This is a genomic window from Massilia sp. Root335, assembly GCF_001425685.1.
Lineage (GTDB): Bacteria > Pseudomonadota > Gammaproteobacteria > Burkholderiales > Burkholderiaceae_D > Telluria > Telluria luteola.
In genome coordinates this window covers 172,211-197,013 of sequence record NZ_LMCY01000043.1, presented here as the reverse complement: position 1 = coordinate 197,013, position 24,803 = coordinate 172,211, and the positions used below count along the sequence as shown (strand labels likewise).

Below are 24,803 nucleotides of genomic sequence, written 5' to 3'. Positions count from 1 at the left end.
AGAACCAGGCAACGGTCAGCGCTGAATGGGGCGGGAGCCGGAGAACGCAAGGCAGCCGCGATACAGACGCGTACCAGTCGGTGGCTGCCCAGGCGAACGGCAAGTGAAATAAATCTCACGTTCCCCGGTGGGTGCCCACCTTCGCCACGCACCGGCAGGCCGATCGCTCCTGATCGGACGGCAGCGCACGGTTTTCGCCAGTTACGTGAGATGTATGTAAATGGAACTCCCGATTGTACGGGATTGTGCGGCTGGTAAGCAAGGAAACCGATGCCGCCCTGGCAACTCTGGGATGGCCGCTGCTCCGTATGGTCATTTCGGCTACAATCCTGCAGTTACCACCCAGCCAGGCAACCATCATGATCGTTTTCATCACCGGCGCATCGGCCGGATTCGGCGCCGCCATGGCGCGCACTTTCGTCAAGAACGGCCACCAGGTGGTGCTGGCGGCGCGCCGCAAGGACCGCCTTGATGCCCTGGCCAGGGAGCTGGGAGAATCGGCCCTGCCGATCGCGATGGACGTGACCGACAAGGCGTCGATCGAGGAAGCGCTGTCGATGCTGCCGCAGTCCTGGCGCCAGATCGACGTGCTGATCAACAATGCCGGCCTGGCCCTGAACACGAAGCCGGCCCATGAAGTGCCGCTGGAAGACTGGGAAACGATGATCGCCACGAACATCAAGGGCCTCGTCACGATGACGCACGCCCTGCTGCCGGCAATGGTCGAGCGCGGCAGCGGCCTCGTCATCAACATCGGCTCCGTTGCCGGCCGCACGCCTTATCCGGGCGGGAACGTGTACGGCGCCACCAAGGCGTTCGTCGAACAGTTCACGCTGAACCTGCGCGCCGACCTCGTCGGCACCGGTGTGCGCGCCACCAACCTGGCGCCGGGCCTGTGCGGCGGGACGGAATTCTCGAACGTGCGCCTGCGGGACGACGCGGCCGCCGCGAAAGTCTACGAAGGCACGCAACCGCTGACCGCCGAGGACATCGCCGCGACCGCCTACTGGGTCGCTTCGCTGCCGCCGCACGTCAACATCAACCAGATCGAAATGATGCCGACCTGCCAGGGTTACGGCCCGCTCACCATCAAGCGCAACCCGGGCTGAAACACCGGGCCGGAAAACCGCGCCCCTTTTCAAGCAATTGCTCAAAACCGGGCTCTGACCCCGAATTGTCGGCTTGATACAGCAGCGATCGGCCGAGCGGCGAACGAATTGTTTTCTCTTTGTAACAACGGCGCCACCCGTAGTGGAAAAGTGTTACAGTTGCTGGCTTGGCATGAGCCATTGGTATCTCATACCCTGTTCGACGGCTCAGCCACCGGGCCGTCAGCCGCTTATACCCGTGTATATGTATTCTGACGCACATATGGCGGGTAAAAATGGCGTAAAATGTTTCCCATTTTCATTTATGGCAGCTGAAATGCCTTCAGTTTTCACCTGGACGGTTCGGGTCTATTACGAAGATACGGACGCCGGCGGCATCGTGTTCTACGCCAATTACCTGAAGTTCTACGAACGTGCGCGCACCGAATGGCTGCGTTCGCTCGGCATCGATCAGCACACCTTGCGCGACCAGGAAGGCGCGATCTTCGTCGTGCGCAGCGCCAGCGTCGATTATCTTGCGTCCGCGCGCCTGGACGATGAAGTGAAACTGACCTTGAGCGTGGAAAAGCTCGGCCGCGCCTCCGTGCAATTCGCCCAGCAGGCCTGGCGCGGCGACACATTGCTCTCCAGCGCCGACGTGAAAGTCGGTTGCGTCGACGCCTCAACGCTGCGCCCCCGTTCCCTTCCCGCCCCCGCCGCTGCTAAAATGCGTGCCGCCTGACAATTCATTTGACCAAACATATATCCAATGAACGCAGTCCAAGACCTCTCATTCATTGAACTGATCCGCCATGCCCACGTGGTGGTGCAGTTGCTCATGGCCCTGCTGTTCGCGGTTTCCCTCACCAGCTGGACGTATATCTTCCGCAAACTGTTCGCGATCCGCGCCGCGCGTCGCCAGACCGAGCAGTTCGAGCGCAGCTTCTGGGCCGGCGGCAACCTGCACACGCTGCACCAGAGCGCCAGCAGCCAGCGCGACCAGAGCGGCCCGCTGGCCCGCATCTTCGAGGCGGGCATGGGCGAGTTCATCAAGGGCAAGCAGGCCTCGCGCGACGCACTCGACATGGGCGCCGTGCTGGATGGCGCCCGCCGCGCGATGCGCGCCGCCTTCCACCGCGAGCTGGACCAGATGGATACGCACCTGAACTTCCTGGCGTCCGTCGGTTCGGTCTCGCCGTACATCGGTCTGCTGGGTACCGTGTGGGGCATCATGAACGCGTTCCGCGGCCTGGCGAACGTGCAACAGGCAACGCTGGCCACGGTCGCGCCCGGCATCGCCGAAGCGCTGATCGCCACCGCCATCGGCCTGTTCGCGGCCATTCCGGCCGTCGTGGCGTACAACCGCTTCACCCACGACATCGACCGCCTCGCGATCCGCTTCGAAAGCTTCGTCGAGGAATTTTCGAACATCCTGCAGCGTCAGTCGCGCTGATCGCCGCAAGAGGAGTCGACATGGCCTTCAACAGCAGTCTGCGGGGCAACCGTCGCAAGCTCAAGTCCGAGATCAACGTCGTGCCGTACATCGACGTGATGCTGGTGCTGCTCATCATTTTCATGGCGGTGCCGCCGACGCAGAACCCGAGCGAGATCAAGCTGCCCAGCGCCGAGCGCTCCACGCAGCCGCCGGACGACTATATCCAGATCGCGGTCAAGGACAAGGGCCAGCTGCAGATCGGCATCACCGGCAAGAATCCGCAACCGCTGGAAGACGTGTCGAGCCGCTCGACGCTCGTCACGCGCCTGCGCGACATCCACGCCGAGCATCCGGATTATCCGGTCTTGATAGCCGGCGACCGCGACAGCAAATACGACGACGTGATCCAGCTGATTTCCGAAGCCAAGAAGATGGGCATCACCCGCGTCGGACTGGCCACGAAGTGAAGAAGAACTGATGTCAGCAACGAAGCAGAACAGCCTCGGCAACGGCAACGGCGCGCCTTACCACGTGCCGCCTGAACCGAACCGCTGGCCGGCCATCGGCCTGGCGGTGGGCGTGCACGCCCTGTTGCTGGCCTTCCTGTGGATCGGCATCCGCTGGCAGAACAACGCGCCCGTCGCCGTCGAGGCGGAAATCTGGGACGTGACGACGCAGACCGCCGCCCCGCCGCCCCCGCCGCCCGCACCGGAGCCGGAACCGGAAACGCCGCCGCCCCAGCCCACGCCGAAAGCCGTGGAGCCGCCGCCCGCCGTCGAACAGCCGCAGCCGAAGCAGCCGGACATCGCCCTCCAACGCGAGAAGAAGCGCAAGGAAGAATTGAAACGCAAGCAGCTCGAAGACGAGCGCCAGGAGCGCGAACTTGAGCAAAAGCGCGCCGAGCAAAAGCGCGCGGACGAAAAGAAAGCGAAGGCGCTGGCCGAGAAGAAGGAACGCGAGCAGGCCGAGAAGAAAGCACAGGCCGACGCCGAAAAGAAAGAAGCCGAGAAGAAGAAAAAAGACGAAGCGGAAAAGAAAAAGAAAGAGGAAGCCGACAAGAAGAAAAAGGCCGCCGCCGAACAGAAGAAACTGGACGCCGCGCGCGCCGACGAGATGCGCCGCATCACGGGCGCTGCGGGCACGCCGACGAGTACCGGCACGGCCGAGAAATCGACGGCGCCGCGCAGCGACAAGGGTTATTCCGCGGCCATCACGGCCAAGGTGAAGGGCAATACGTCGTATGCGGGCAGCCTCGAGGAACCGGGCAATCCGACGGCGACGTTCCGCGTCGAACAGCTGCCGACCGGCGAGATCATTTCGGTCAGAAAGATCAAGAGCAGTGGCGTGCCTTCATTCGACGACGCCGTCGAAAAAGGCATCACCAAATCGTCCCCACTGCCCAAGAAGAAAGATGGTACGGTAGAGCGTTCCCTCGTGATCGAGTTCCATATGAAGGACCTGCAGTGATCGCGTTCCTTAACCATTGCTGAGAGAAACATGAAGAAACTACATACCCTGCTGTTTTCGGCCTCCCTCCTGATGGGCGTGGCCGCACATGCCCAGCTGAAAGTCGAAATCGCCGGTGTGGGCAGCAACCAGATCCCGGTCGCAGTCGCGGCGTTCGCCGATGAATCGGTGGCGCCCGAACAAGTCTCCGCGATCATCCGCGCCGACCTCGAGCGCAGCGGCGTGTTCAGGGTGATCGACGCGCACCAGCCCATTTCCGATACCGCCAACGTCGACCTGGCCGCGTTCAAGGCCAGCGGTGCCGACGCACTCGTCGTGGGGTCGGTGCAGCGCCTCGCGGACGGCCGCTTCCAGGTGCGCTATAAACTGCTCGACACCGTCAAGCAGGCGCAGCTGTCGCAACTGTCGGATGCCGTCACCGCGCGCAATACGCGCCTGGAGGCGCACCGCATCGCCGACGACGTCTACGAAAAGCTGACCGGCGTGCGCGGCATCTTCTCGACCCGCATCACGTACGTCAAGCAGGACCCGGCCGCGCACGACTACAAGCTCGTCGTGGCGGATGCGGACGGCGAAGGCGAACAGGTCGCCGCCCACGGCCGCGAACCGATCATCTCGCCGTCGTGGTCGCCGGACGGCACCAAGGTCGCCTACGTGTCGTTCGAACTGCGCAAGCCGGTGATCTACGTGCAGAACCTGGTGACGGGCCAGCGCACCGTCATCGCCAATGAAAAGGGCAATAATTCGGCGCCGGCCTGGTCGCCGGACGGCACCCGGCTGGCCCTCGCGCTCTCGAAGACCGGCAATACGCAGGTCTGGGTCGTGAACGCCGACGGCAGCGGCCTGCGCCGCGTGTCGAACAGCAACGGCATCGATACCGAGCCGCGCTTCGCGGCCGACGGCCAGACCATTTATTTCACCAGCGACCGCAGCGGCGGTCCGCAAATCTACAAAATGAACGTGAACGGCGGGCAGGCGACCCGCGTCACGTTCAATGGCAACTACAATATCAGCCCTCGTTTATCCCCGGACGGCAAGACGCTGGCGTGGATTTCGCAACGCGATGGGGGTTTTTCTCTGTATGCGATGGACCTGGCTTCCGGCCAGGAACAGCGCTTGGCCGATGGGGCCACCGAACCGAGTTTTTCGCCGAACGGCAAATACATCATGTATGCGACCAGGGGTGGCGGCCGTACCGCGCTTGCCGTGGTGTCGGTCGACGGGCGCGTCAAGCAACGCTTGACCACCCAAGCGGGAAACATTCGGGAGCCCAGCTGGGGCCCGTTTATGAAGTAAAATTTTTTGACCAGGAGAAAAACCATGCGTAATGCAAAAAGTGTAGCGTTCATCGTTGCTGCCGCGGCCCTGCTGTCGGCATGCTCGTCGACCAAGCTGCAGGAAGCCCCGAAAGTTGAAGAAAAGCCGGTCGCCCAGGCAACCCCGCCGGCTGCCGACACCCGTGAAATCCGTCCGGTCGAGACCGGCAATGTCGATCCGCTGAACGACCCGAAAGGCGTTCTGGCGAACCGCAGCGTGTACTTCGACTTCGACAGCTACGTCGTCCGCGACGACGGCAAGCCGGTCGTCGAAAACCACTCGGCTTACCTGACCAAGAACAAGCAGCGTAAAGTCCTGATCCAAGGCAACACCGACGAACGCGGCGGCACCGAGTACAACCTGGCCCTGGGCCAGAAGCGTGCCGAAGCCGTGCGCAAGTCGATGGCTGCCCTGGGCGTGTCGGACAGCCAGATGGAAGCTGTTTCGCTGGGCAAGGAAAAGCCGAAAGCAACCGGCCACGACGAAGCTGCCTGGGCTGAAAACCGCCGCGCCGACATCGTCTATCAATAAGCGGAACGCTGTCGCGGCTGTCTAGTACAGTACATTGACAGCGGGGCGGGATGCGGTGCAGACTGCATCCCGCCCCGTTTCCGTTTGGATTCCCAAGTTTTCACCGGTTTAGAAAGAGTCAAAGATGATCAAACTGTCCAAGTGCCACCTCGCGGCCATCGCCCTCGCCCTGACTGCCTGGCTGCCCCTGCAGGCGAACGCCGGCCTGCTCGACGACGATGAAGCGCGCCGGGCGATCCTGGCCCTGCAGGCCAAGGTCGACGCACTGACACGCGACCTCAATGCCCGCGTCGACACCAAGGCCGACAAATCGATCAGCGTCGACATGCTGAACCAGCACGAACAGACCATGCAGGAAATCTCGCGCCTGCGCGGCCAGGTCGAAGTCCTCGCCAACGAAATCGCCACCGCCCAGAAGAACCAGAAAGACCTGTACGCCGACCTCGACGCGCGCGTCAGGAAACTCGAACCGCACCAGGAAACCATCGACGGCCAGACCGCCGAAGTGCTGCCGACCGAAAAGAAATCCTACGACGCCGCGATGGACCTGTTCAAGTCGGGCGACTACAAGGCGGCCGCCGGCGCCCTGCAGGAATTCGTCCGCCGCTTCCCCGACTCGGCCTACGCCGCCAACGCCCAGTACTGGCTCGGCAACGCGTATTACGCCCAGCGCGACTACAAGAACGCGATCACCGCCCAGGAAGCCGTCGTCGCCAACTACGGCACGAGCGCCAAGGCGCCGGACGCCATGCTCAACATCGCCTCCAGCTACACCGAACTCAAGGACAAGAAGAACGCCAAGAAGGCCTTGCAGCAGCTCGTGTCGAAGTTCCCGGACTCCGCGGCGGCACAGGCGGCCAAGGACAGGCTGGCCGCGCTGCGCTAGGTCGTTTGACACGACCGCGGTTCGCGCCTATAATCTTGCTTCTNGTTGGTAGAGCAGCGGACTTTTAATCCGTTGGTCGCAGGTTCGAGCCCCGCACGGCCTACCAGTATTACCAGGAAGCCCACGCATTTCGGTGCGTGGGCTTTTTGCGTTCCAGTCCCTTCCTGCCCTGCCTGGATCCATTATCCGGGTCGCGGCAACGCAGTCGCCGGTCGGCTTGCCGCTCCAACGATTTGTTGCTTGAACTCAAGTAATCCTCGGTGTCGGGCACCATAATTTCCGTAGGAATAGTCCTGCCGATGTGCAGGCCCGCAACCAAGGAATCCGATCATCATGCCCCTCGACCTTTCCGATACCCTCGTGGTCGGCATCTCCGCCACCGCCCTCTTCGACCTGGCGGAAGCCGACGCCCTCTACAAGGCCCGCTACGTCAAGAATCCCCAGAGCGCGCTGGAGGAATACCGCGCCTACATGCTCGAGCGCGAGAACGAACCGCTGCGCGACGGCACCGGCATGGCCCTCGTGCGCGCCCTGCTCGGCCTGAACCGCTACGCCCAGTCGGAGACGAAGCCGCTCGTCGAAGTCGTCGTCATGTCGCGCAACAGCCCGGAGACGGGCGTGCGCGTCTTCAACAATATCCGCTCGCGCGGGCTGCCGATCTCGCGCCACGCGTTCACCGGCGGCCAGTCCGTCGTCGATTACCTCGACGCGTTCGCCGTCGACCTGTTCCTGACGACCAATGTCGAAGACGCCCAGCGCGTGATCGACGCCCAGGCCTGCGCGGCCGCGATCCTGAAGCCGCCGCCGCACGCGGCCGAAGCGCCGCCCGACGACCAGGTCCGCATCGCCTTCGACGGCGACGCCGTGCTGTTCGACGACTCCAGTGAACTCGTGTACAAGACCGAGGGCCTGGACCGCTTCCACACGATCGAGGACGAAAAGCAGAACGAGCCGATGAAGGATGGCCCGTACGCGGTCCTGCTGCGCAGGCTGGCGCGCCTGCAGGAACGGCTGCCGTTCGGCGCGGACGTGTCGCCGGTGCGCATCGCCATCGTCACGGCGCGCAGCGCGCCGGCCGAGATGCGGGTCATCAATACCCTGCGCCATTGGGGCGTGTACGTGAACGAAATCTTCTTCCTCGGCGGCGTGCCCAAGTCGAAGGTGGTCAAGGCGTTCCGCGCCCACCTGTTCTTCGACGACCAGGACCTGCACCTCGATCCGGCCGCGCGCCACGGCCGCGTGCCCTACCGTTCCGACTCGCCCCTGTTCACGCCGTTGCCGCTCGACCTGTCCGCCGATCCGCCGCTGCTGGTGGAAAAGGTCGAGGCGAGCTGACCGGGCGCCGCGCCGCGCACTTCGAACCGGGCGGCGGCGACCGCCCGGCCATCGCTCCCCACCAGTTTCAGTTCGTGCTCGCCCGGCAGCGGCGCCCACGTGGCCGCCTGCTCGGCCGGGCCGACGTCCGCATCATCCAGTTTCCAGCGCAGTCCCGCGCCGCCGTAGGCACGAAACCGCATGCGCTGCAGCGACGGCGGGATGTCCGGATCGAGTGCGATGATGCTGTCCGATGCCGGATACACGATCCGCGGCGCGCGCCGGGCCGGCGCCAGCACCTCGACCAACGGCGTCTCCGTGCCGCGCACGAACCATTCGCTGCGCTCGGGTTCCACGGCCGGCGCGAACCGCACCGTCTGGCGCACGACGCCGGGCGGCGCGGCCGGCGGCCGGCTCGGGCGGTCGCGGTGCAGGTAATCCATCACATCGCGCCACACGGGCGCCGCGCCGGACACGCCGGACACGTCCCACATCGAGCCGCCATCGAAGTTCCCGACCCACACGCCGACCGTGTAGCGGTCCGAAAAGCCCACGCACCAGTTGTCGCGCATGTCCTTGCTGGTGCCCGTCTTGACCGCGCTCCAGAAGCCCGTCGCGAGTTCGTTGGAGAGGCCGAACGTCGTGCTGCGGGCGGCGCGGTCGGACAGGATGTCGGCGACGATGAAGCTGGCGCGCGCATCCAGCACGCGCCGTTTCGCCGCTTGCCTGGCCGCTCCTGCGCGCGGCACGAACGTCACATCGTCCTGCATGCCGCCGTTGGCCAGCGTGCGGTAGGCGCCGGTCAGTTCCAGCAGGCTGACGTCGCCCGAACCGAGCGCCAGCGACCAGCCGTAGAACTCGGGCGCTTCGGTCAGGCTCGTGATGCCGAGCTGGCGCAGGCGCTCATGAAAGCGTTCCAGACCCGCCAGCATCAGCGTGCGCACGGCGGGCACGTTCAGCGACCCCGCGAGGCTCGTGCGCACGCTGGCGGCGTCGCGGTACTGGTGGTCGTAGTTCTGCGGCACGTACAGGCCGCCGACCGTCGGGATGTCGACGGGCGTGTCGTCCAGCAGCGAGGCGGCCGTGAGCTGGCCCCGCTCCAGCGCCAGCTCGTACAGGAACGGCTTCAACGTGGACCCGGCCTGGCGCAGCGCCGTCACGCCGTCGACTTCACTGGCGCCGTCGTTCGCGACGTACGCCCTCACCTCGCCGCTGGCATTGTCGATGACGATCACGGCGCCGTCGCCCACATTGCGTCCGGCCAGCTCGGCCAGCCGGCGGTGCAGCGTGGCGGCCACGTAGCGCTGCAGGCCGGCGTCGAGGGTGCTGCGCACGACGCTCCCCGGCCCCGCGCCGAGGCGGCGCACCAGCTGCGGCGTCGTGCCGGCTGCCGACGGCAGCGGCGCCGCCGTGCGCGCGAACGCGGCATCGACTTCCCATTCGATGGCCGCGCAATCCGTGCGCGGATCGAGCTCGCGCGCGAGCGCGCACGCGCGCCGCGCGACCGTCCGCGGCGGTGCCGCCGGCGCGCGCAACAGGCTCGCCAGGATCGCGGCCTCGCCCGCATCCAGCCCCGACGGCGCCTTGCCGAACAGCGCGCGCGCCGCGGCGCCGATGCCCTGCAGCTCGCCGCGGTAACTGGCCAGGTTCAGGTAGGCCTCGAGGATCTGGCGCTTGTTCCAGCCGGCCTCCAGTTCCCGCGCCGCGAGCGCCTGGTCCCATTTGCTCGCCCACGTGCGGCCCGCCGAACGCGGCGCCAGTTTCGGGTCGAGCAGGCCGGCGAGCTGCATCGTGATCGTCGAGGCGCCGCGCGTGCGCTGCACGCCGAACAGATTGTCCCAGGCGGCCTTGCCGATTGCCTGGAAGTCGATGCCGCCGTGTTCCATGAAACGCTGGTCCTCGGCCTGCAGCACGGCGCGGCCGAGCGTGGGCGAGATGTCGTCCAGCGCCACCCAGGCCAGCCGGCGGCCTTTCATGTCGACGCGCACCGTGTCGATGACCTCGCCATGCCGGTCCAGCAGGGTCGTGTCGGACGAGCGCCACGCGGCTTTCACATCCTGCGGCGTCGGCACGGCGGCGAGCGCCGGCGGCGCGGCCAGCAACAGCGGCAACAGTATCCACGCGAGGAGCGCTTTCATCGCGGCCTCACTGCACCACGACGCCCGCATTCGGCACCTCGCCGAACATCTCCGGCGCATACATGGCCTCGACCCGCGTGGGCGGCAGCGCGAAGCGGCCCGCGTTGTTCAGGCGTACCGTGTACTCGACGGTGAAGCGGCCCTTCGGCACCCATTCGTAGTACGCGCGGTAGCCGGTGTGCATGCGCTCCTCGTACGCGGGCCAGGTCCAGCCGGTGCGGCGTTCGCCGGCCGTGGCGATCTGCGAATCGCGTCCGAGGCCTGAACCGAGCACGCTGGCGCCGGCCGGGATCGGATCGTCGACGACGACCCACGTCATGTCGGATTGCGCGTCGATGTCGAGGTGGACGCGGTAGACGTCGCCGCGCGACCACGCGCCCTTGACCTTCTGCTCCACCGGCGTGACGGTGCGCGCGATGCGGTAGCCGGACGCCAGCGGCGCCGAAAGCGGCACGGCCGCCAGGCTCTGGACCGTCGCCCACGGCTTGCCGCCGCCGAGCTGGCGCAGCGTGATGGTGCCACGGCCCTCCGGCCAGCCCTGCAGCACGGTGGCCGGCGTCGGACCGGTCCAGCTGACGCCCTTCGCGCCGGCACCGGCCAGCACGAGGTTCGCATTGCCCGTCACGGGCGCGCGCTCGTAGGCTTGCGCAAAATGCTTCAGCGCGACGACGCCCCACGCGTTGGCCGGCGTGGTGTCCCAATGCCCGTGCTGCTGGCGGCCGAGCGTGCCGCGCGCGAGGCGGCCCGCGTCGGCCTTCCACGCCGGGTCGCCCTGCGTCGCCAGCAGCAGGCGGTTGGCGTTGACGTCGGCCGACGTCATGAGCCACCACCAGTCGTCCGCACGCTCCGTCGAAAAGCCCATCGTCGTGCCCTGCAGGTTCAGGCGCGCGCGCAGGATCTGGCCGGCCTGCGCCAGGCGCGCGTCGTGCTGCGGCAGCGCCGGCGTGCGCTTGAGGACGAGATACCAGTCGATGACGGCGGACGTCGGCCACAGGTTCGGCTGGACCTCGATCGACTCCAGCATGGCCGGCCGCACGCCCGCACCGCGCGACAGGGCTTCCAGCGCGGCCAGCTTGCGCACGGCCAGTTCGCCCGTCGCGCGGCCGTTCCCGCGCACGATCTTCCCTTCCACGAAGCCCGCGAGGCCCGCTTCCATGCGGCCGCGCAGCTCGTCGGGAATCGGATAGCCCGCCTCGTTCGTCAAGGACAGCACATAGGCCGTGAGCACGTCGCTGCCCTGCTCCATCGGCGCGAAATACTTGACGAGGCCATCGCCGTCGAGGTGCGCAGGCAGGGTCGCGACGACCTTGTCCCACAGCGCGCGGTCCTGCAGCGCCACGGCGCGCGACGTGCGCTGTTCGAAGCACGTGTACGGATACGCGGCCATGTAGTCGCGCACGCCCGGCAGCTCGTCGCCCAGGCGCGCCTGCAACGTGGTGCGGACGCCGCCGCGGCCCGGCAGCGCATCCGCCGGCCGCTCGACGGGCAGCGTCTGCGTGCCGTCGATCTGGATCAGGGTCGCCTGCAAGGTGCGCACCGGGACGGCGGCGGTCACCTGTTGCGTGATGCGCATGCGGTCGCCCGCGCCGCTGTCGTTGCTCGACGCGGCCACGTCCCACTGCAGCGCCGCGGCGCCGGCCGGCACCGTGTAGTCCCAGCCCGCTTCGCGCGACTCGCCCGGTGCCAGTGCGACGTCCTGGCGCGCCAGCGGCTGGCCCTTGCCGCGGTCGGCCGCGACGCTCGCGGAGAGGGCCACCGTCAGCGGCCGATCGGACGCGTTGCGCACCGTGAAGCCGGCGCGCAGGCGGTCGCCCTCGCGCACCTGCGGCGGCAGGCCGGACACGAGCATCAGGTCCTGCGACGTGCGGATGTCCGTGCGGCCCGTGCCGAACCGGCCCGCGCCGCTGCTGGCGACGGCGACAATGCGGAACGACGTCAGCGAATCGTTCAGCGGCACGTCGACGCGCGCCTCGCCGTTCGCGTCGAGGACGACCTTGCCCTTCCACAGCAGCAGCGTCTCGAACAGTTCGCGCCCGGCGCTCCGTCCGCCGCCGCCGCCGTGCGGGAACGCCTTGCGGCCGAAGTGGCGCTTGCCGACCACCTGCATCTGTGCCGTCGACGTCTCCACCTGCAGGCTCCGTTCGTGCATCATCGTGTCGAGCAGGTCCCAGCTCGTGTTGGGCATCAGCTCCAGCAGGCCGGCGTCGACGGCGGCCACGGCGACCTCGGTCCCGGCCGCGGGCCGCGTGCCGTCGGGGTCGCGCACGCGGATCGATACCTGCGCATGCTCGCGCACCTTGTAGACGGGCTTGTCGGCCGCCACGTCGACCTTGAGTTCGTGGCCGCCCCAGCCCACGCGGATCGGCGCGATGCCCAGTTTATAGGCGGGCTTGCCGAGGTCGACGAGCGCCGTCGGCTGCACGCCCGCCACGCGCCCGCGCACGACCAGGGCCGAGACGAACACGTTCGGCGCATAGCTGGCCTTCACGGGAATCGCAATCGTCTGGTCGCGCCCGGACAGGTGCCGCACGTACGTGTCGAGGATGCCTTCGCGTTCGACGGTCACGAGCACCGTCGCGCGGCGGAACGGGCTGCGCACCTGGAAGCGCGCCTGTTCGCCCGGCTCGTAGCGCTTTTGCGCCGGCAGCAGGTCGATGCGGTCGTGGTCGGCGTTCGCGAACCACTGCTCGTCATCGCCCGCCACGTAGATTTCGCGATGGGTCGCCGCCACGCGCTGCTGCGGATCGAGCGCGCGGGCGCGCAGGATCAAGTCGCCGTCGGTCGTGGCGCGCGTGTCGCACACGAGGATGCCGCGCGCGTCCGTCGTGCCGCTGCACGCCTCGCCCACGCGCTTGATTTCGCTGCTGTGTTCATACGCATAGAAGCCGCCGACGAGGCGGTGCCGGTGCGAATAGGTCGCACGCTTGAGCAGGTCGACCGTCACGGGCACGTTCGCCACCGGTTTGCCGGCGACGTCCAGCACGACGGCCTGGAATTTCAGCGCGTCGCGGCGCAGCAGCCAGCCTTCCGGCTTGATGCCGACCACCCAGGCCGACGGCCACAGCGGCACGCGCGTGGACACGGTCAGCGTCTCGCCGTTGGCGTCCTGGTACGACAGTTCGGCCAGCAGGCTTTTCGGCCGTTCGATCGCCGGCAGCTTGTCGACGACGATGCGCGCGCCGCCGGCGCGGTCCAGCAGCAAGGACTGCGTGCGCGCCACGTCCTGGCCCGGCGCGCCTTCCGATTCGTCCTCGTCGTCCTCGCCACCCCCGCCCTGGTCGACGACGCCTTCGCGCACGTCGCCCGCACCCAGCGTGAACTCGTCGTAGTCGGCGAACTGCACGCCGGTGTCCTGCACGACGCTGCGCAGTTTTACGGGCGCGAGGCCGGCCGGGCCGCCCGCGAGATAACTCACCTGCGCGTCGAGCGCGACGCTCTGCGGCGCCACCGCGGGTTGCCTGGGCCCCGCCAGCTGGGCCTTCATCGTCGGCACGCGGAACTGCTCGACGCGGAACTCGCCCGCGACCTGGCCGCCGATCAGCACATCGTACGCGCCGAGCTTCGCCTCGATGGGTATCGCCCACTCGCCCTCGGCGCTGCCGTTCGCCGCCCAGTGCAGCGCGAATTCGACCTTCTCGCCGCTGCCCTGGTGGACGAGGAAGCCGCGCGCGGGCAGCGCCGTCTTGTCCGTCCCGAGTTCCTGGGCGCGCCAGTCGCCCACTGTCGTCGGCGCGCGGTCCCGCGCGCGCACGAAGGCAAAACCCTGCTGCGTGCGGCGGCGCAGGTAATGCTTCATGTGGACGGTCTCGCCAGCGCGCAGCAAGGTCCGGTCGAACACCGTGGCGACGACCCGGCTGTCGTCGTCGCGGCTGCCGGTGGGCAGGTTGAAGCGCCACGCCTCGATGCCCTGCTGCCAGTCGGACAAGGTGAACGTGAAGTCGTCGCCGCGCGCGGCCGTCACCACGTAGACGTCGCTTTCCTTGCAGCGGGCACGGGGCAGCGCCTGGCGGATGCGCGCGATGCCGGATGCGTCGCTGGTCCCGCTCCACAGCAGCCGCGCGGCGCAGTCGCGCACTTCCACGCGCGCGCCGGCCACCGGCCGGCCCTTGTCGAGCGACGTCACCCACACGAGCGACGATTGCGCGCCCAGCTTGAAGTGCGCCGCCATGTTGGTGACGAGGGCCGCGCTGCGCACATAGGCCGTGCGCCGCTTGCCGTTCAGCGCGGCGCCCAGGCGCGGACTGGCCAGTTCGACGGCGTAGAAGCCGGGCTGGCGCAGCGGGATGCCGATCACCTCGAACGCGCGGCGGCCGTGCGGCTTCGGCAGGGTGAAGCGCTGCAGCGCGGCCGGCTCGACGCCTTTGAAAATCGACACCTTCATCTGGTCGCCATCCGGCTGGCTCGGGTGCAGGCCGCCGTGCGGACCGGCGACCTTGCGCAGCCACGCGAGCACGTCGGCCGTGCGGCCGGCATCCAGGCGCATGGCCGCGCCGTCCGTGTGCATGCGGCCGGCCAGTTGGGCCTCGACGTTGCGCACCGTGACGGGCAGCAGCCGGTCGCCGTGGGCCTCGATGATGCCGAACGGCGCCGCGAACTTGACGAGTGGCGGCTGCTCGCCGGTGCGCACCGCGAGCGGAAAGCGGCCCGCGTCGACGAGCGGGCGGCCGGCATCGTCGCGCAGGCCGGCGGGCAGGTGCAGCGTGAGGCGGGCCTGTTCCGGGAACGGCCCCGGCAGGCTGACCTGGCTGACGACGTCCGGCACCTGGTCGCCCTCCTTCTCCAGGCGCGCCGGCCAGCGTTTGCCGCCCGGTCCTTCCAGGTAGATCCGCGCCGCGTCGGCCGCGTGGACCGGCGCGCTGAAATTCACGCGCATCGGCTGGAACGGGATGCACTGTGAACGCGCGTTGACTTTCTCGCAGTTGAAGCGGGCCGTGAAATCGGCGCGGGTCTTGAACGCGAGCGTCTGGTCCTTGTCCGTCGCGATCCCGTTCGGCGCGGCCACGCCGGCGCCCCAGACGAGGGCCACTTCCGCGCTCGCGGGCAGCGTGCGGCGGCATTGCAGCACGACGATGCGGGCCAGGCGCCCGGCCTTCTCGTCGGCGCGCAGGCGGGCATCGGTGTAGGCCCCGAGGTCCTCGTCGCCCTTGTCCTCGGCCACGACCTGGCGCGCGAACCAGCGGCCGTTCTGCAACGCCTGTGCGCGCCGGTCGCCGCGCAGCAGCGTCACGGCGATCTTTTCGCTGACGCCGTCGGCGCGGCACCAGGCCTGTTTCAGGATGCTCTCGTCCGTTGCCGGGGCGGACAGCGTCAGCATGAAGGCCTGCTGCTCGTCGATGTTCTCGTCCCCTTCGCGCGGCAGGGTTTCCAGCACGGCGGGGCCGCCGGTGGCGACGCTGAACGCGCGCCGTCCCGCAAGCGGCTGGCCGGCCAGGTCGTGCACATTCGTCTTGAGCGTGAAGCGGCAACGCGTCGCGCCCGGCAGGTCGCGGTCGAAATCGTAGCTCCACGTCTGCGCATCGACCCAGCGGGCGCTGCCCGGCACGGGGCAGTCGACGTCGAACGGCGTGTCCGCGCGCAGGTCGCCGAACGCCACCATCGGCTGCGTGAAGCGCGCCACCGCCTGGCGCACGCGGCGCACCTGCCCGTCGGGCGAAAAACCGGAGACCGTGGTCTGCGCCCACGCGCCCGACCAGCAGCACAACAACACGAGGCACAGCATGCGGCGCAGGACGGCCATGGAATCTCCTGGAGATGGCGAAAGGACAACGGTTGAGTGTTGCAAACTCGGCTTGCAGTGTCAACAACATTTAACACTTTGCAACGCGACGCGCGTTGAAGGGACGGCGCCCCTCATGCAGACCCGCATGATTGGCTATAGAATGCGTTTCTTATATTTCCTGTGCGCACAAAACGCGGGCGGGCAACGCAACACGAGGACACCATGAGTCTCCCCTTGATCCTGAACCTGGCCATCGCCCTCGCGTTCTGCGGCCTGCTGTACGCGATGCAGCAACGCCACCTGTCCTTCACGAAGCGCGTGTTCACCGGCCTCGGCCTGGGGATCGCGCTCGGCGCCGCCTTCCAGGCGTTCTACGGCAACGTTTCGCCCGTCATCGGGCAGACGAATGCCTACCTCGACATCGTCGGCACCGGCTACGTCAAACTGCTGCAGATGATCATCATGCCGCTGATCATGGTCTCGATCATCCAGGCGATCCTCAAGCTGCGCGACGCCTCCTCGCTCGGCAAGATCAGCGCGCTGACGATCGGCACGCTGATGGCCACGACGGCCATCGCCGCGGCGATCGGCATCCTGATGGCCAAGCTGTACGGCTTGAGCGCCGTCGGCCTGACGTCGAGCGCGGCCGAGATCGCGCGCGGACACTATCTGGAAGGCAAACTGTCGACCGCCCAGGACGTGTCGCTGCCGACCATGATCCTGTCGTTCATTCCGGAAAACCCCTTCCTCGACATGACGGGCGCGCGCAAGACGTCGACGATCGCCGTCGTGCTGTTCTCGATCTTCATCGGCGTCTCGGCCACGGGCATCGCCGGCAAGAAGCCGGAGGTCTTCGACAAGTTCAGCGAATTCGTCCACGTCGCCCACGTGATCGTGATGCGCATGGTGACGCTCGTGCTGCGCCTCACCCCGTTCGGCGTGTTCGCGCTCATCACGCAGGTCGTCGCCAGCTCCAGCCTGCAGGACATCCTGAACCTGATCGGCTTCGTGATGGCCTCGTACAGCGCGCTGATCCTGATGTTCGGCGTGCACCTCGTGATCATCGCGGCCGTGGGCCTGCACCCGGGCCGCTACGTGAAGAAAATCTTCCCCGTGCTGGCGTTCGCGTTCACGTCGCGCACGTCGGCCGGGTCGATTCCGATGAGCGTGCAGACGCAGACCGCGCGCCTCGGCACGCCCGAAGGCATCGCCAACTTCGCCGCGTCGTTCGGCTCGATGATGGGCCAGAACGGCTGCGCGGGCATCTATCCGGCGATGCTCGCCGTGATGATCGCGCCGACCGTCGGCATCGATCCGTTCACCGCCGCGTTCCTGCTGCCGCTCATCGGCGTCGTGACGATCGGCTCCGTCGGCGTGGCCGGCGTGGGCGGCGGGGCCACGTTCGCCGCCCTCATCGTCCTGTCGGCGCTGAACCTGCCCGTCGCGCTGGCCGGCCTCCTGATTTCCATCGAACCGCTGATCGACATGGGACGCACCGCGCTCAACGTCAGCGGTGCCATCACGGCCGGCACCTTCGCCAGCCGCGTGCTCGGCCAGACCGACATGAAGGTATTCGACAGCGACGCCGAGGTCAACCTGGACAGCGAAGAACAAGTGGTGTGAAGCCCGCCGCCCGGCGGCGCCAGCCCGGCCGGGCTCGCCATGCCGCCGGCCACATTCGCGCGCTTCCCGCGCTGCCGTAAGACATCGCCTACACGGCGGTTCGGCACACATTTTCGCTGGGAATCGTGCGCGGAAATCCCGCCGAATCCGTCTATGATCGCGTCATGTCAAAATCACAAACGGTCGGATGATGGATCAGAAATGGCCACAGGAAATCTGGCTCGTCAGGCACGGACAAAGCGCCGGCAATGTCGCGCGCGATGCCGCGGAGGCAGCTTCGGGCCTCCTCATCGACATCGCCGAACGCGACGTCGACGTGCCGCTGTCCGAGCTGGGCGTGCGCCAGTCGCAGGCACTCTCGACCTGGTTCGCCGCGCTGCCGCGCGAGGCCCAGCCGAACGTCGTGCTGCATTCGCCGTACGTGCGCGCGGCCGAGACCGCCAACATCCTGATGCAGCGGCTCGACCGCGACGACCTGCTGGCCGTGCATGCCGACGAGCGCCTGCGCGAAAAGGAGTTCGGCATCCTCGACCGCCTGACCGTGCGCGGCATTGCCGAGAAATATCCCGAGCTCCATGAGCAACGCCACCACGTCGGCAAGTTCTATTTCCGCCCGCCCGGCGGCGAGAGCTGGTGCGACGTCATCCTGCGCCTGCGCAGCGTGCTCGACACGATGACGCGCGAGTACTCGCGCGAGCGCGTGCTGATCGTCGCGCACCAGGTCATCGTCAACTGCTTCCGCTACCTGCTGGAGCGGATGGACGAGGCGACGATCCTCGCGCAGGACCGCTCCGGCGACGTGCCGAACTGCTCCGTCACCTCGTACGCCTTCGACCCCACGCTGGGCAAGCGCGGCAAACTGACGGTACGCCTGGTCAACTTCGTCGCGCCGCTCGAAGACAGCGGCACGCCCGTCACGGTCGCCAAAGACCAGCCCACCGCCGCCAAGGCCTGAGGTTCCTTCCATGACGCTGCAACCCCACGCCCGCCCGCGCGACGTCGATCCCAGCCTGCTGCGCAGCTGGCCGCTGCCCGTGCCCTCGAACGACGGCGACAAGGAAGACCGCGGCCACGTGCTGATCCTCGGCGGTTCGCGCGAGATGCCGGGCGCCGTGATCCTGGCCGCCACCGCCGCCCTGCGCGCCGGCGCCGGCAAGCTGACCATCGCCACGGGGCGCAGCGTGGCGCAGCTGGTCGCGCTGGCGATCCCGGAATCGCGCGTGCTGGGCCTGGCCGAGAACGACGCCGGCGGCTTCACCGTCGAGGCCGTGGCCGCGCTCGATCCGCTGGCCGACAAGATCGGCGCCGTCCTGATCGGCCCCGGCATGCGGGACGAAGCCGCGACGGCCCGCCTCGTCCATGCGCTGCTGCCGCGCCTGGACGGGACCGACACCAAGGTGCTGCTGGATGCGGAGGCGATGGGCGCGGTCCTGCATCCGCTCGCGGGCCAGCCGCCGTTCCGCTTCGACGTGCCCGTCCTCGTGACTCCGCATGCGGGCGAAATGGCCCACCTGACGGGCATCGCCAAGGACGAGATCGGCGCCGCCCCGGACCGCCATGCGCTCGACGCCGCGCTGCGCTGGAACGCGGTGGTCGCGCTGAAGGGCGCGCGCACCGTCATCGCGGCGCCCGGCGGCGAGCGCTGGCAGCACGAAGGCGGCAACGTCGGGCTCGCCACGTCCGGCTCGGGCGACGTGCTGGCCGGCGTCATCGCCGGCCTCGCGGCGCGCGGCGCCGGGCTCGCGCAGGCGGCCGCCTGGGGTGTCGCGCTGCATGCGCGCGCGGGCGAACGCCTCGCCGAACGCTTCGGCAAACTGGGTTACCTGGCGCGGGAATTGTGCGATTGCATTCCCGCGCTGCTCGAACAGGCCGCCGGCGACCACGCCGACGCGCCGCCACGACCATCCGGCAGCTTCGCCGGGGGACTGAGGGCCGGACGATGATGATCCGGCTCTTATAAAAGGAGGGCAATCCGACGAACCGGCCGGCGCGATGCCAGTCTAATCCTGACTGTCGGATTCGTACTCCACCGGGGCCGCGTATTGCGTCGGTTCCCCGATGGTTCGCGTTTGGGCCTGCCGGTCCATCGGGAACCCAAAGCCGCCGCCGACCCTCCAGCGCCTCACCTGGAGACGGCGGTACACGATAGACGTGAACGAGGAGTAAAACAAATGAAAGCTCTTAACAACGCATCGAAAATTCTGTTCGCCGCGGCGCTGATGGCAAGCCTTGCCGCCTGCAAGAAAACGGAACCCACCAGCACGACCGGTACCGGCGACACGTCGGCCACCGCGCCGAGCAGCAGCTCGGGCACCAGCGGCACGACCGGCACCACGGCCACCGGCACGACGGGTGACACGACCGGCACGGCCACCGGCACCATGGGCGGCAGCACCGGCGCCACGGGCACCACCGGCGACACCGGCACCGGCGCAACCGGCACCGGCACGGGCGCGACCGGCACCACCGGCACGGGCACGTCCGGTACCGGTTCGTCGGGCACGTCGGGCACCTCCGGCACGACCGGCAGCGACACGTCGGGCACCTCCGGCACCGGCACGACGCCGAACTCGAACGGCCGCTGATCGCCATGGCGCATCGGCAAAGGGTCGCGCGCGGCCCTTTGCGCCATGGTGTGCCGTCGTTACGGCATGCACTGGGCGCGGCGGATGCGGCCCCAGCGCATGCCGTCCCGGCATGAAAAAAGGGCCTGCACGCGCAGGCCCTTTGACTTGACGCCGGCCGCGGCCGGCATGCATCACGTTACATCGTTCACGCCGCCGCCGGACGGCCGCGGCGGAAGGCGAAGCGGCCCGCCTTCACGATCGCGCGGAACACGAGGCGCACCGCCACCAGCGTGAGGATCGCTTCGATGAAGGTCAGCACGAAGGCCGGCACCGCAGTGAAGCGCGCCGCGCGGCGGTGGAACTTGGCGACCATGCGGTCACGGGCGATCTCGATGCTGTCGTAGAAGGTCGGGACGACCAGCAAGGTCAGCATCGTCGACGTGATCGTGCCGCCGATGATCGCGATCGCGAGCGGCTGGTAGAACTGGCCGGAATCGCCCAGGGCCAGCGCGACCGGGAACATGCCGGCGATCAGCGCGAACGTCGTCATCAGGATCGGACGCAGGCGGGCGCGGCCGGCGGCCATCAACGCTTCCTCGCGGTCCATGCCTTCCGCTTCGCGGGTGCGGGCGGCGTCGAGCAGCAGGATCGCGTTCTTCGCCACCAGACCCATCAGCATGATGATGCCGATGAAGCTCATCAGGTTCAGCGTGCCGTGCGTGAGCAGCAGCGCGAGGACGACGCCGATCAGCGACAGCGGCAGCGACAGCATCACGGAGAGCGGCGCGGTGAACGAGCCGAACTGCATCACGAGGATCAGGTACATCAGGCCGATGCCGGACACCAGCGCGATCGTCATCTGCGTGAACACCTCGGCCTGGTCCTTGCCGGCGCCGCCCAGCGACAGGCCGTAGCCCGGCGGGAAGTCCATCGACTTGGCCAGCTTCATGGCCTCGTCCGTGACTTCGCCGTTCGAGCGGCCCTCGACGTTGGCCGACACGGTGATCACGCGCTTGCCGTCCTTGTGCTCGATCGCCGACGGGCCCTTGCCCATCGTGATCTTCGCGATCTGGTCGAGCGGGACCATCGTGTTGGTGCCGGCGACGGCGATCGGCAGGCGTTCGATGTTCTCGGCGCCCACGCGGTCTTCCGGCGCCAGGCGCACGGCCACGTCGCGGGTCTCGCCGGTCGGGTCGACCCAGTCGCCGACTTCGATGCCGGCGAACGCGACGCGCAGCGCGGTGGCGGCGTCGCCGACCGAGATCCCCATCATGTTGGACAGGCCGCGGTCGAGCTCGATCTGCAGCTCGTCCTTCGGGTCCTGCTGCGACAGCGTGACGTCGACGGCGCCCTTCACCTGGCGCAGCTTGTCCATGTACGCATTCGTCAGCTCCATCAGCTTGCGCGAATCCGGACCGGTGAACTCGATCTGCACGGGCTTGCCGTTGCCGTTCAGGTCGTCCGTGACGGTGTACTCGGCGCCGACCAGGCGCGCGATCTTCTCGCGCAGCTCGACGGCGATCTCGGCCGCCGTGCGGTGGCGTTCGCTGCGCTTGCCGATGTCGACGTAGATGCGGCCGCCGGCCGAGTTGATCGAGCTGTTGGTCTCTTTCGTTTCCTTCAGCGTGCGCGCCAGCGCGGCGGCCTCTTCCATCTTCATCTTGGCATAGCCCACCGACGACGAGGCCGGGGTCCGCACTTCGATCGCGATCTGGCCGGCGTCCATCTTCGGCAGGAAGGCCGAACCGCCGAACTTGGCGTGCAGGCCGAGGGCCCCGACGAAGCTGGCGACGGCGATCAGCGCCATCCACCGGCGGTGGTGCAGCGCCCAGGCGATCACGCGGCCGTAGCGGTCGGCCTGGTGGTCGAACCAGACGTTGAATCTCGCCAGGTATTTTTCGATGCCGCGCTTCGGCGCATGGTGGTGGCCCGGCGGGTCGCCCCAGTAGGCCGACAGCATCGGGTCGAGCGTGAACGAGATGCCCAGCGACACGATTACCGAGCACGCGACGGTCAGCGCGAACGGCCGGAACCATTCACCGGAAATGCCCGGCATGAACGCGACCGGGATGAACACGGCCATGATCGAGAACGTCGTCGAGGCGACGGCCATGCCGATCTCGGCCGTGCCCTCGAGCGCGGCGGTACGGCGGTCGGAGCCCATCTCCATGTGGCGCACGATGTTTTCGCGCACCACGATGGCGTCGTCGATCAGCACGCCGATCGCCAGCGACAGGCCGAGCAGTGTCATGAAGTTCAGCGTGAAGCCGCACAGCCACACGGCGATGAACGCGGCCAGCACCGACGTCGGCAGCGACAGCGCCGTGATCAGCGTGGAACGCCAGGAATTCAGGAACGCGTACACGACGAAGATGGTCAGGATGGCGCCGAACACGAGCGATTCGATCACGTTGTTCAGGCTGCGCTGGGCATCGTCGCCGCCGTCGCGCGTCACTTCCAGGCTGGTGCCTTTCGGCAGTTCCTTGTTGATCTCCTCGACCATCGCGCGCACCTTCTTCGCGATGCCCACGGTCGACGCTTCGCGCGAGCGGATGATCGAGATGCCGACGTTGGACCTGCCGCTGCGCATCGAATAGCTGTCGATGTCGGCGAAGCCGTCCTTCACGTCGGCGACCTGGTTCAGGCGCACGATCGTGTCGCCGTTGCGCTTGACGACGATCTGCGAAAAGTCTTCCGGATGCTCGATGCGGCCGACGAGGCGGATGCCCTTCTCGTCCAGCTCGCTGCGCACCTTGCCCACCGGCGCGTTCGTGTTCTGGCGCGCCAGCGCATTCGTCACGTCGCTGACCGACACGTTGTACTCGCGCAGCTTTTGCGCATGCAGCAGTACGGACAGCTGGCGCTTGAGCGAGCCGTTCACGGTCACGTTGGCGACGCCGTCGATGGCGCGCAGGCGGTCCGCCAGCTGGTCCTCGGCGAGGCGCGAGATCTCGGCGTGCGTCTGGGTGCTGGACGACAGCGCCAGGTTCATGATCGGCTGGGCCGACGGGTCCACGCGCTGCAGGATGGGTTCCCGCATCTCGACCGGCAGCTTGTAGCGCACCGACGCGATGGCGTTGCGCACGTCGTCCGACGCTTCGATCAGGTTGCGCTTGAAGTCGAACTGCAGCACGATCGTCGCGCTGCTTTCGTTCGCATAGGAATTGACTTCGGTAACGCCGGTGATCGCCTGCATCTGCTTCTCGAGGCGCTCGAGCAGTTCGCGCTCGCTCGTCTCGGGGGACGCGCCCGGATACGGGATATTGACGACGATGATCGGGATATCGACGTCCGGGTTCTGGTTCACGCGCAGCTTGCTGAGCGCGAGCAGGCCCATGCACATCATGCCGATCACCAGCACGAGCGTGGCAATGGGCTTCTTGACACTGAAATTGGAAAGGAACATTGCGGATTCCCCGGTTTATTTGGCCGGCGCCGGGTTGCTGGCGGCGCTGGCCACCCTGGCGGCGGACAGCTCGACCTTCTGGCCGTCCTTCAGGCTGGAGTTCGGGTGGCGCAGCACGGTGTCGCCGGCGGCCAGTCCGTTCTTGACCTCGAAGCCGCCGGTGCGCGGATCGCGCGGGCCGATCGCCAGGTTGGCCCTGGACAGGGCATTGCCCTTGACCTTCCATGCATACGTCTTGTCGCCGTCACGCACGAGGGCGGACTCCGGCAGCATCAGCGCATCGGTCAGCTCGGCGTCGATATGGCCTTCCGCATACAGCCCGGCCACGCGCGGGCGCGTGTCGTTGGCGAAGCCGACCAGCACCTCGACCTGGCGCGTGACGTCGTCCGCGCTCGGATCGATGCGCTTGACGACGCCGGCGAATTTTTGATCGCCATAACCGTTTACGCGGAACATGACGGGCTGGCCGACCTTGACGGCCGCGATCTTGTCGGACGACACCTGGCCCTCGAAGCGCATGCTCGTCGGATCGATCACCTTCAGCAATTCCTTGCCGATGGCGGCCGTGTCGCCCGGCGATACCTTGCGATCCGACACGATGCCGTCGAACGGCGCGCGCACGACCGTGCGGGTCACCTGCTGCTGGGCGGCGACGAGGCGCGCACGGGCGGCCGAGACGTCGCTCTGGGCATTGTTGCGGCGCACTTCGGCGTCGTCCAGCGCCTGGGCTGACGTCATGCCGGACTGGCGCAGCGTCTTGAGACGGTCGAGGGCGCGCTGCGACTGGTCGAACGCCTGGCTGGCGGCGCGCAGGGCTTCCTGGGCCGACATCAGGCTGTCGCGGATCGAGGTCTCGTCGAGCTTGACGAGCACGTCGCCGCGCTTGACCGGATCACCATTCTCTTTCAGCACTTGCAGCACGACGGCGGATACTTCCGCGCGCAGATCGGCCTTGCGCTCCGGCTGGATCGAGCCCGTGATGACCGGGCCGTTCGCGAGCGCGCTGCTTTGAACGGTCAACATATCCTCGGGCGCGACGAGCAGCTGGACGGCCTTGCCATCCTTCTGCTTGCCGTCTGCCTGCGCGCTGGCGGCGCCGGCCTTGGCAGGGTCCTTGTCGTGTTTGCCGCACGCACTGAGTGCGGTAGCAATAGCAAGGAAGATTATAGTTTTGCGCAACATTTCTTGGTTCCCCCGAGATGGACTCGTTACCTGTGTAAAAATTAGAATGGCAAAGGCCAGCGGGCAGTATCAATGAGGCCGCCATCACCGTCAATTGACGGTTCGGCAAAGCGCGGATTTGATGGGATGA

17 protein-coding genes and 1 riboswitch are annotated in these 24,803 nt (G+C 67.5%); of the genes, 13 read left to right on the top strand and 4 right to left on the bottom strand.

All coding sequences use genetic code 11. The features are described from left to right. Positions 1 to 79 precede the first annotated feature (79 nt). Positions 80 to 215: riboswitch (ZMP/ZTP riboswitch) on the bottom strand. Positions 216 to 359: 144 nt separating this feature from the next. The 9 genes from ASC93_RS22135 to ASC93_RS22095 all read left to right on the top strand — a co-directional run bounded on the left by ASC93_RS22135 (position 360) and on the right by ASC93_RS22095 (position 8,059). After that, positions 360 to 1,109: an SDR family NAD(P)-dependent oxidoreductase gene (locus ASC93_RS22135; protein WP_056447531.1), complete on the top strand. Its 750-nt coding sequence runs from the start codon at positions 360 to 362 to the stop codon at positions 1,107 to 1,109. 316 nt (positions 1,110 to 1,425) lie between these two features. Then, positions 1,426 to 1,830 carry a tol-pal system-associated acyl-CoA thioesterase gene (ybgC, locus tag ASC93_RS22130; RefSeq protein WP_056447529.1) on the top strand — a complete coding sequence of 135 codons (405 nt, stop codon included), beginning with the start codon at positions 1,426 to 1,428 and terminating at the stop codon, positions 1,828 to 1,830. Positions 1,831 to 1,857: 27 nt separating this feature from the next. Continuing rightward, on the top strand, positions 1,858 to 2,541 hold the full coding sequence (gene tolQ, locus ASC93_RS22125; protein WP_056447527.1) for a protein TolQ: 684 nt from the start codon (positions 1,858 to 1,860) through the stop codon (positions 2,539 to 2,541). Positions 2,542 to 2,561: 20 nt separating this feature from the next. After that, positions 2,562 to 2,990 (top strand): biopolymer transporter ExbD, encoded by a 429-nt coding sequence (locus ASC93_RS22120; protein ID WP_056447525.1) that lies wholly within the window; start codon positions 2,562 to 2,564, stop codon positions 2,988 to 2,990. A 10-nt stretch (positions 2,991 to 3,000) separates the two neighbouring features. Further along, entirely contained in the window at positions 3,001 to 3,990 is a 990-nt protein-coding gene (gene tolA / locus ASC93_RS22115; RefSeq protein ID WP_056447523.1) for a cell envelope integrity protein TolA, read from the top strand. A 30-nt stretch (positions 3,991 to 4,020) separates the two neighbouring features. Next, a complete protein-coding gene (tolB, locus tag ASC93_RS22110; protein ID WP_056447521.1) occupies positions 4,021 to 5,286 on the top strand; it encodes a Tol-Pal system beta propeller repeat protein TolB in 1,266 nt (421 codons plus the stop codon). Positions 5,287 to 5,310: 24 nt separating this feature from the next. Beyond that, on the top strand, positions 5,311 to 5,838 hold the full coding sequence (gene pal, locus ASC93_RS22105) for a peptidoglycan-associated lipoprotein Pal (protein ID WP_056447518.1): 528 nt from the start codon (positions 5,311 to 5,313) through the stop codon (positions 5,836 to 5,838). A 124-nt stretch (positions 5,839 to 5,962) separates the two neighbouring features. Next, positions 5,963 to 6,724, top strand: coding sequence for a tol-pal system protein YbgF (gene ybgF, locus ASC93_RS22100; RefSeq protein ID WP_056447516.1), 762 nt, complete (start codon positions 5,963 to 5,965; stop codon positions 6,722 to 6,724). 333 nt (positions 6,725 to 7,057) lie between these two features. Next, the gene (locus ASC93_RS22095) at positions 7,058 to 8,059 is read left to right on the top strand and encodes a 5'-nucleotidase (RefSeq protein ID WP_056447510.1); all 1,002 of its coding nucleotides are present in this window, start codon (positions 7,058 to 7,060) and stop codon (positions 8,057 to 8,059) included. Here ASC93_RS22095 and pbpC read toward each other — a convergent pair. Together pbpC and ASC93_RS22085 are read right to left on the bottom strand one after the other, a co-directional pair. Next, entirely contained in the window at positions 7,969 to 10,176 is a 2,208-nt protein-coding gene (pbpC, locus tag ASC93_RS22090) for a penicillin-binding protein 1C (protein ID WP_200958386.1), read from the bottom strand. The genes ASC93_RS22095 and pbpC overlap by 91 nt on opposite strands. 7 nt (positions 10,177 to 10,183) lie before the next feature. After that, a complete protein-coding gene (locus ASC93_RS22085; RefSeq protein WP_056447508.1) occupies positions 10,184 to 15,913 on the bottom strand; it encodes an alpha-2-macroglobulin in 5,730 nt (1,909 codons plus the stop codon). Between the two features lie 204 nt (positions 15,914 to 16,117). On the opposite strand from ASC93_RS22085, the gene ASC93_RS22080 reads away from it, so the two are divergent. The 4 genes from ASC93_RS22080 to ASC93_RS31070 all read left to right on the top strand — a co-directional run bounded on the left by ASC93_RS22080 (position 16,118) and on the right by ASC93_RS31070 (position 20,103). Continuing rightward, the gene (locus tag ASC93_RS22080) at positions 16,118 to 17,518 is read left to right on the top strand and encodes an L-cystine transporter (RefSeq protein ID WP_056447503.1); all 1,401 of its coding nucleotides are present in this window, start codon (positions 16,118 to 16,120) and stop codon (positions 17,516 to 17,518) included. Positions 17,519 to 17,708: 190 nt separating this feature from the next. After that, on the top strand, positions 17,709 to 18,473 hold the full coding sequence (locus tag ASC93_RS22075; protein ID WP_056447648.1) for a histidine phosphatase family protein: 765 nt from the start codon (positions 17,709 to 17,711) through the stop codon (positions 18,471 to 18,473). A gap of 10 nt (positions 18,474 to 18,483) precedes the next feature. Continuing rightward, positions 18,484 to 19,461 (top strand): NAD(P)H-hydrate dehydratase, encoded by a 978-nt coding sequence (locus tag ASC93_RS22070; RefSeq protein WP_056447501.1) that lies wholly within the window; start codon positions 18,484 to 18,486, stop codon positions 19,459 to 19,461. A 228-nt stretch (positions 19,462 to 19,689) separates the two neighbouring features. Further along, on the top strand, positions 19,690 to 20,103 hold the full coding sequence (locus tag ASC93_RS31070) for a hypothetical protein (protein WP_056447498.1): 414 nt from the start codon (positions 19,690 to 19,692) through the stop codon (positions 20,101 to 20,103). 187 nt (positions 20,104 to 20,290) lie between these two features. Here ASC93_RS31070 and ASC93_RS22060 read toward each other — a convergent pair whose 3' ends face one another. Together ASC93_RS22060 and ASC93_RS22055 are read right to left on the bottom strand one after the other, a co-directional pair. After that, on the bottom strand, positions 20,291 to 23,491 hold the full coding sequence (locus ASC93_RS22060) for an efflux RND transporter permease subunit (protein WP_056447495.1): 3,201 nt from the start codon (positions 23,489 to 23,491) through the stop codon (positions 20,291 to 20,293). A gap of 15 nt (positions 23,492 to 23,506) precedes the next feature. After that, a complete protein-coding gene (locus ASC93_RS22055) occupies positions 23,507 to 24,673 on the bottom strand; it encodes an efflux RND transporter periplasmic adaptor subunit (protein WP_056447494.1) in 1,167 nt (388 codons plus the stop codon). Positions 24,674 to 24,803: the final 130 nt, after the last annotated feature.

Coding starts and splice junctions, on each gene's coding strand:
- ASC93_RS22135 (WP_056447531.1), top strand. CDS start 360: ATGATCGTTTTCATCACCGGCGCATCGGCCGGATTCGGCGCCGCCATG.
- ybgC (WP_056447529.1), top strand. CDS start 1,426: ATGCCTTCAGTTTTCACCTGGACGGTTCGGGTCTATTACGAAGATACG.
- tolQ (WP_056447527.1), top strand. CDS start 1,858: ATGAACGCAGTCCAAGACCTCTCATTCATTGAACTGATCCGCCATGCC.
- ASC93_RS22120 (WP_056447525.1), top strand. CDS start 2,562: ATGGCCTTCAACAGCAGTCTGCGGGGCAACCGTCGCAAGCTCAAGTCC.
- tolA (WP_056447523.1), top strand. CDS start 3,001: ATGTCAGCAACGAAGCAGAACAGCCTCGGCAACGGCAACGGCGCGCCT.
- tolB (WP_056447521.1), top strand. CDS start 4,021: ATGAAGAAACTACATACCCTGCTGTTTTCGGCCTCCCTCCTGATGGGC.
- pal (WP_056447518.1), top strand. CDS start 5,311: ATGCGTAATGCAAAAAGTGTAGCGTTCATCGTTGCTGCCGCGGCCCTG.
- ybgF (WP_056447516.1), top strand. CDS start 5,963: ATGATCAAACTGTCCAAGTGCCACCTCGCGGCCATCGCCCTCGCCCTG.
- ASC93_RS22095 (WP_056447510.1), top strand. CDS start 7,058: ATGCCCCTCGACCTTTCCGATACCCTCGTGGTCGGCATCTCCGCCACC.
- pbpC (WP_200958386.1), bottom strand. CDS start 10,176: ATGAAAGCGCTCCTCGCGTGGATACTGTTGCCGCTGTTGCTGGCCGCG.
- ASC93_RS22085 (WP_056447508.1), bottom strand. CDS start 15,913: ATGGCCGTCCTGCGCCGCATGCTGTGCCTCGTGTTGTTGTGCTGCTGG.
- ASC93_RS22080 (WP_056447503.1), top strand. CDS start 16,118: ATGAGTCTCCCCTTGATCCTGAACCTGGCCATCGCCCTCGCGTTCTGC.
- ASC93_RS22075 (WP_056447648.1), top strand. CDS start 17,709: ATGGATCAGAAATGGCCACAGGAAATCTGGCTCGTCAGGCACGGACAA.
- ASC93_RS22070 (WP_056447501.1), top strand. CDS start 18,484: ATGACGCTGCAACCCCACGCCCGCCCGCGCGACGTCGATCCCAGCCTG.
- ASC93_RS31070 (WP_056447498.1), top strand. CDS start 19,690: ATGAAAGCTCTTAACAACGCATCGAAAATTCTGTTCGCCGCGGCGCTG.
- ASC93_RS22060 (WP_056447495.1), bottom strand. CDS start 23,491: ATGTTCCTTTCCAATTTCAGTGTCAAGAAGCCCATTGCCACGCTCGTG.
- ASC93_RS22055 (WP_056447494.1), bottom strand. CDS start 24,673: ATGTTGCGCAAAACTATAATCTTCCTTGCTATTGCTACCGCACTCAGT.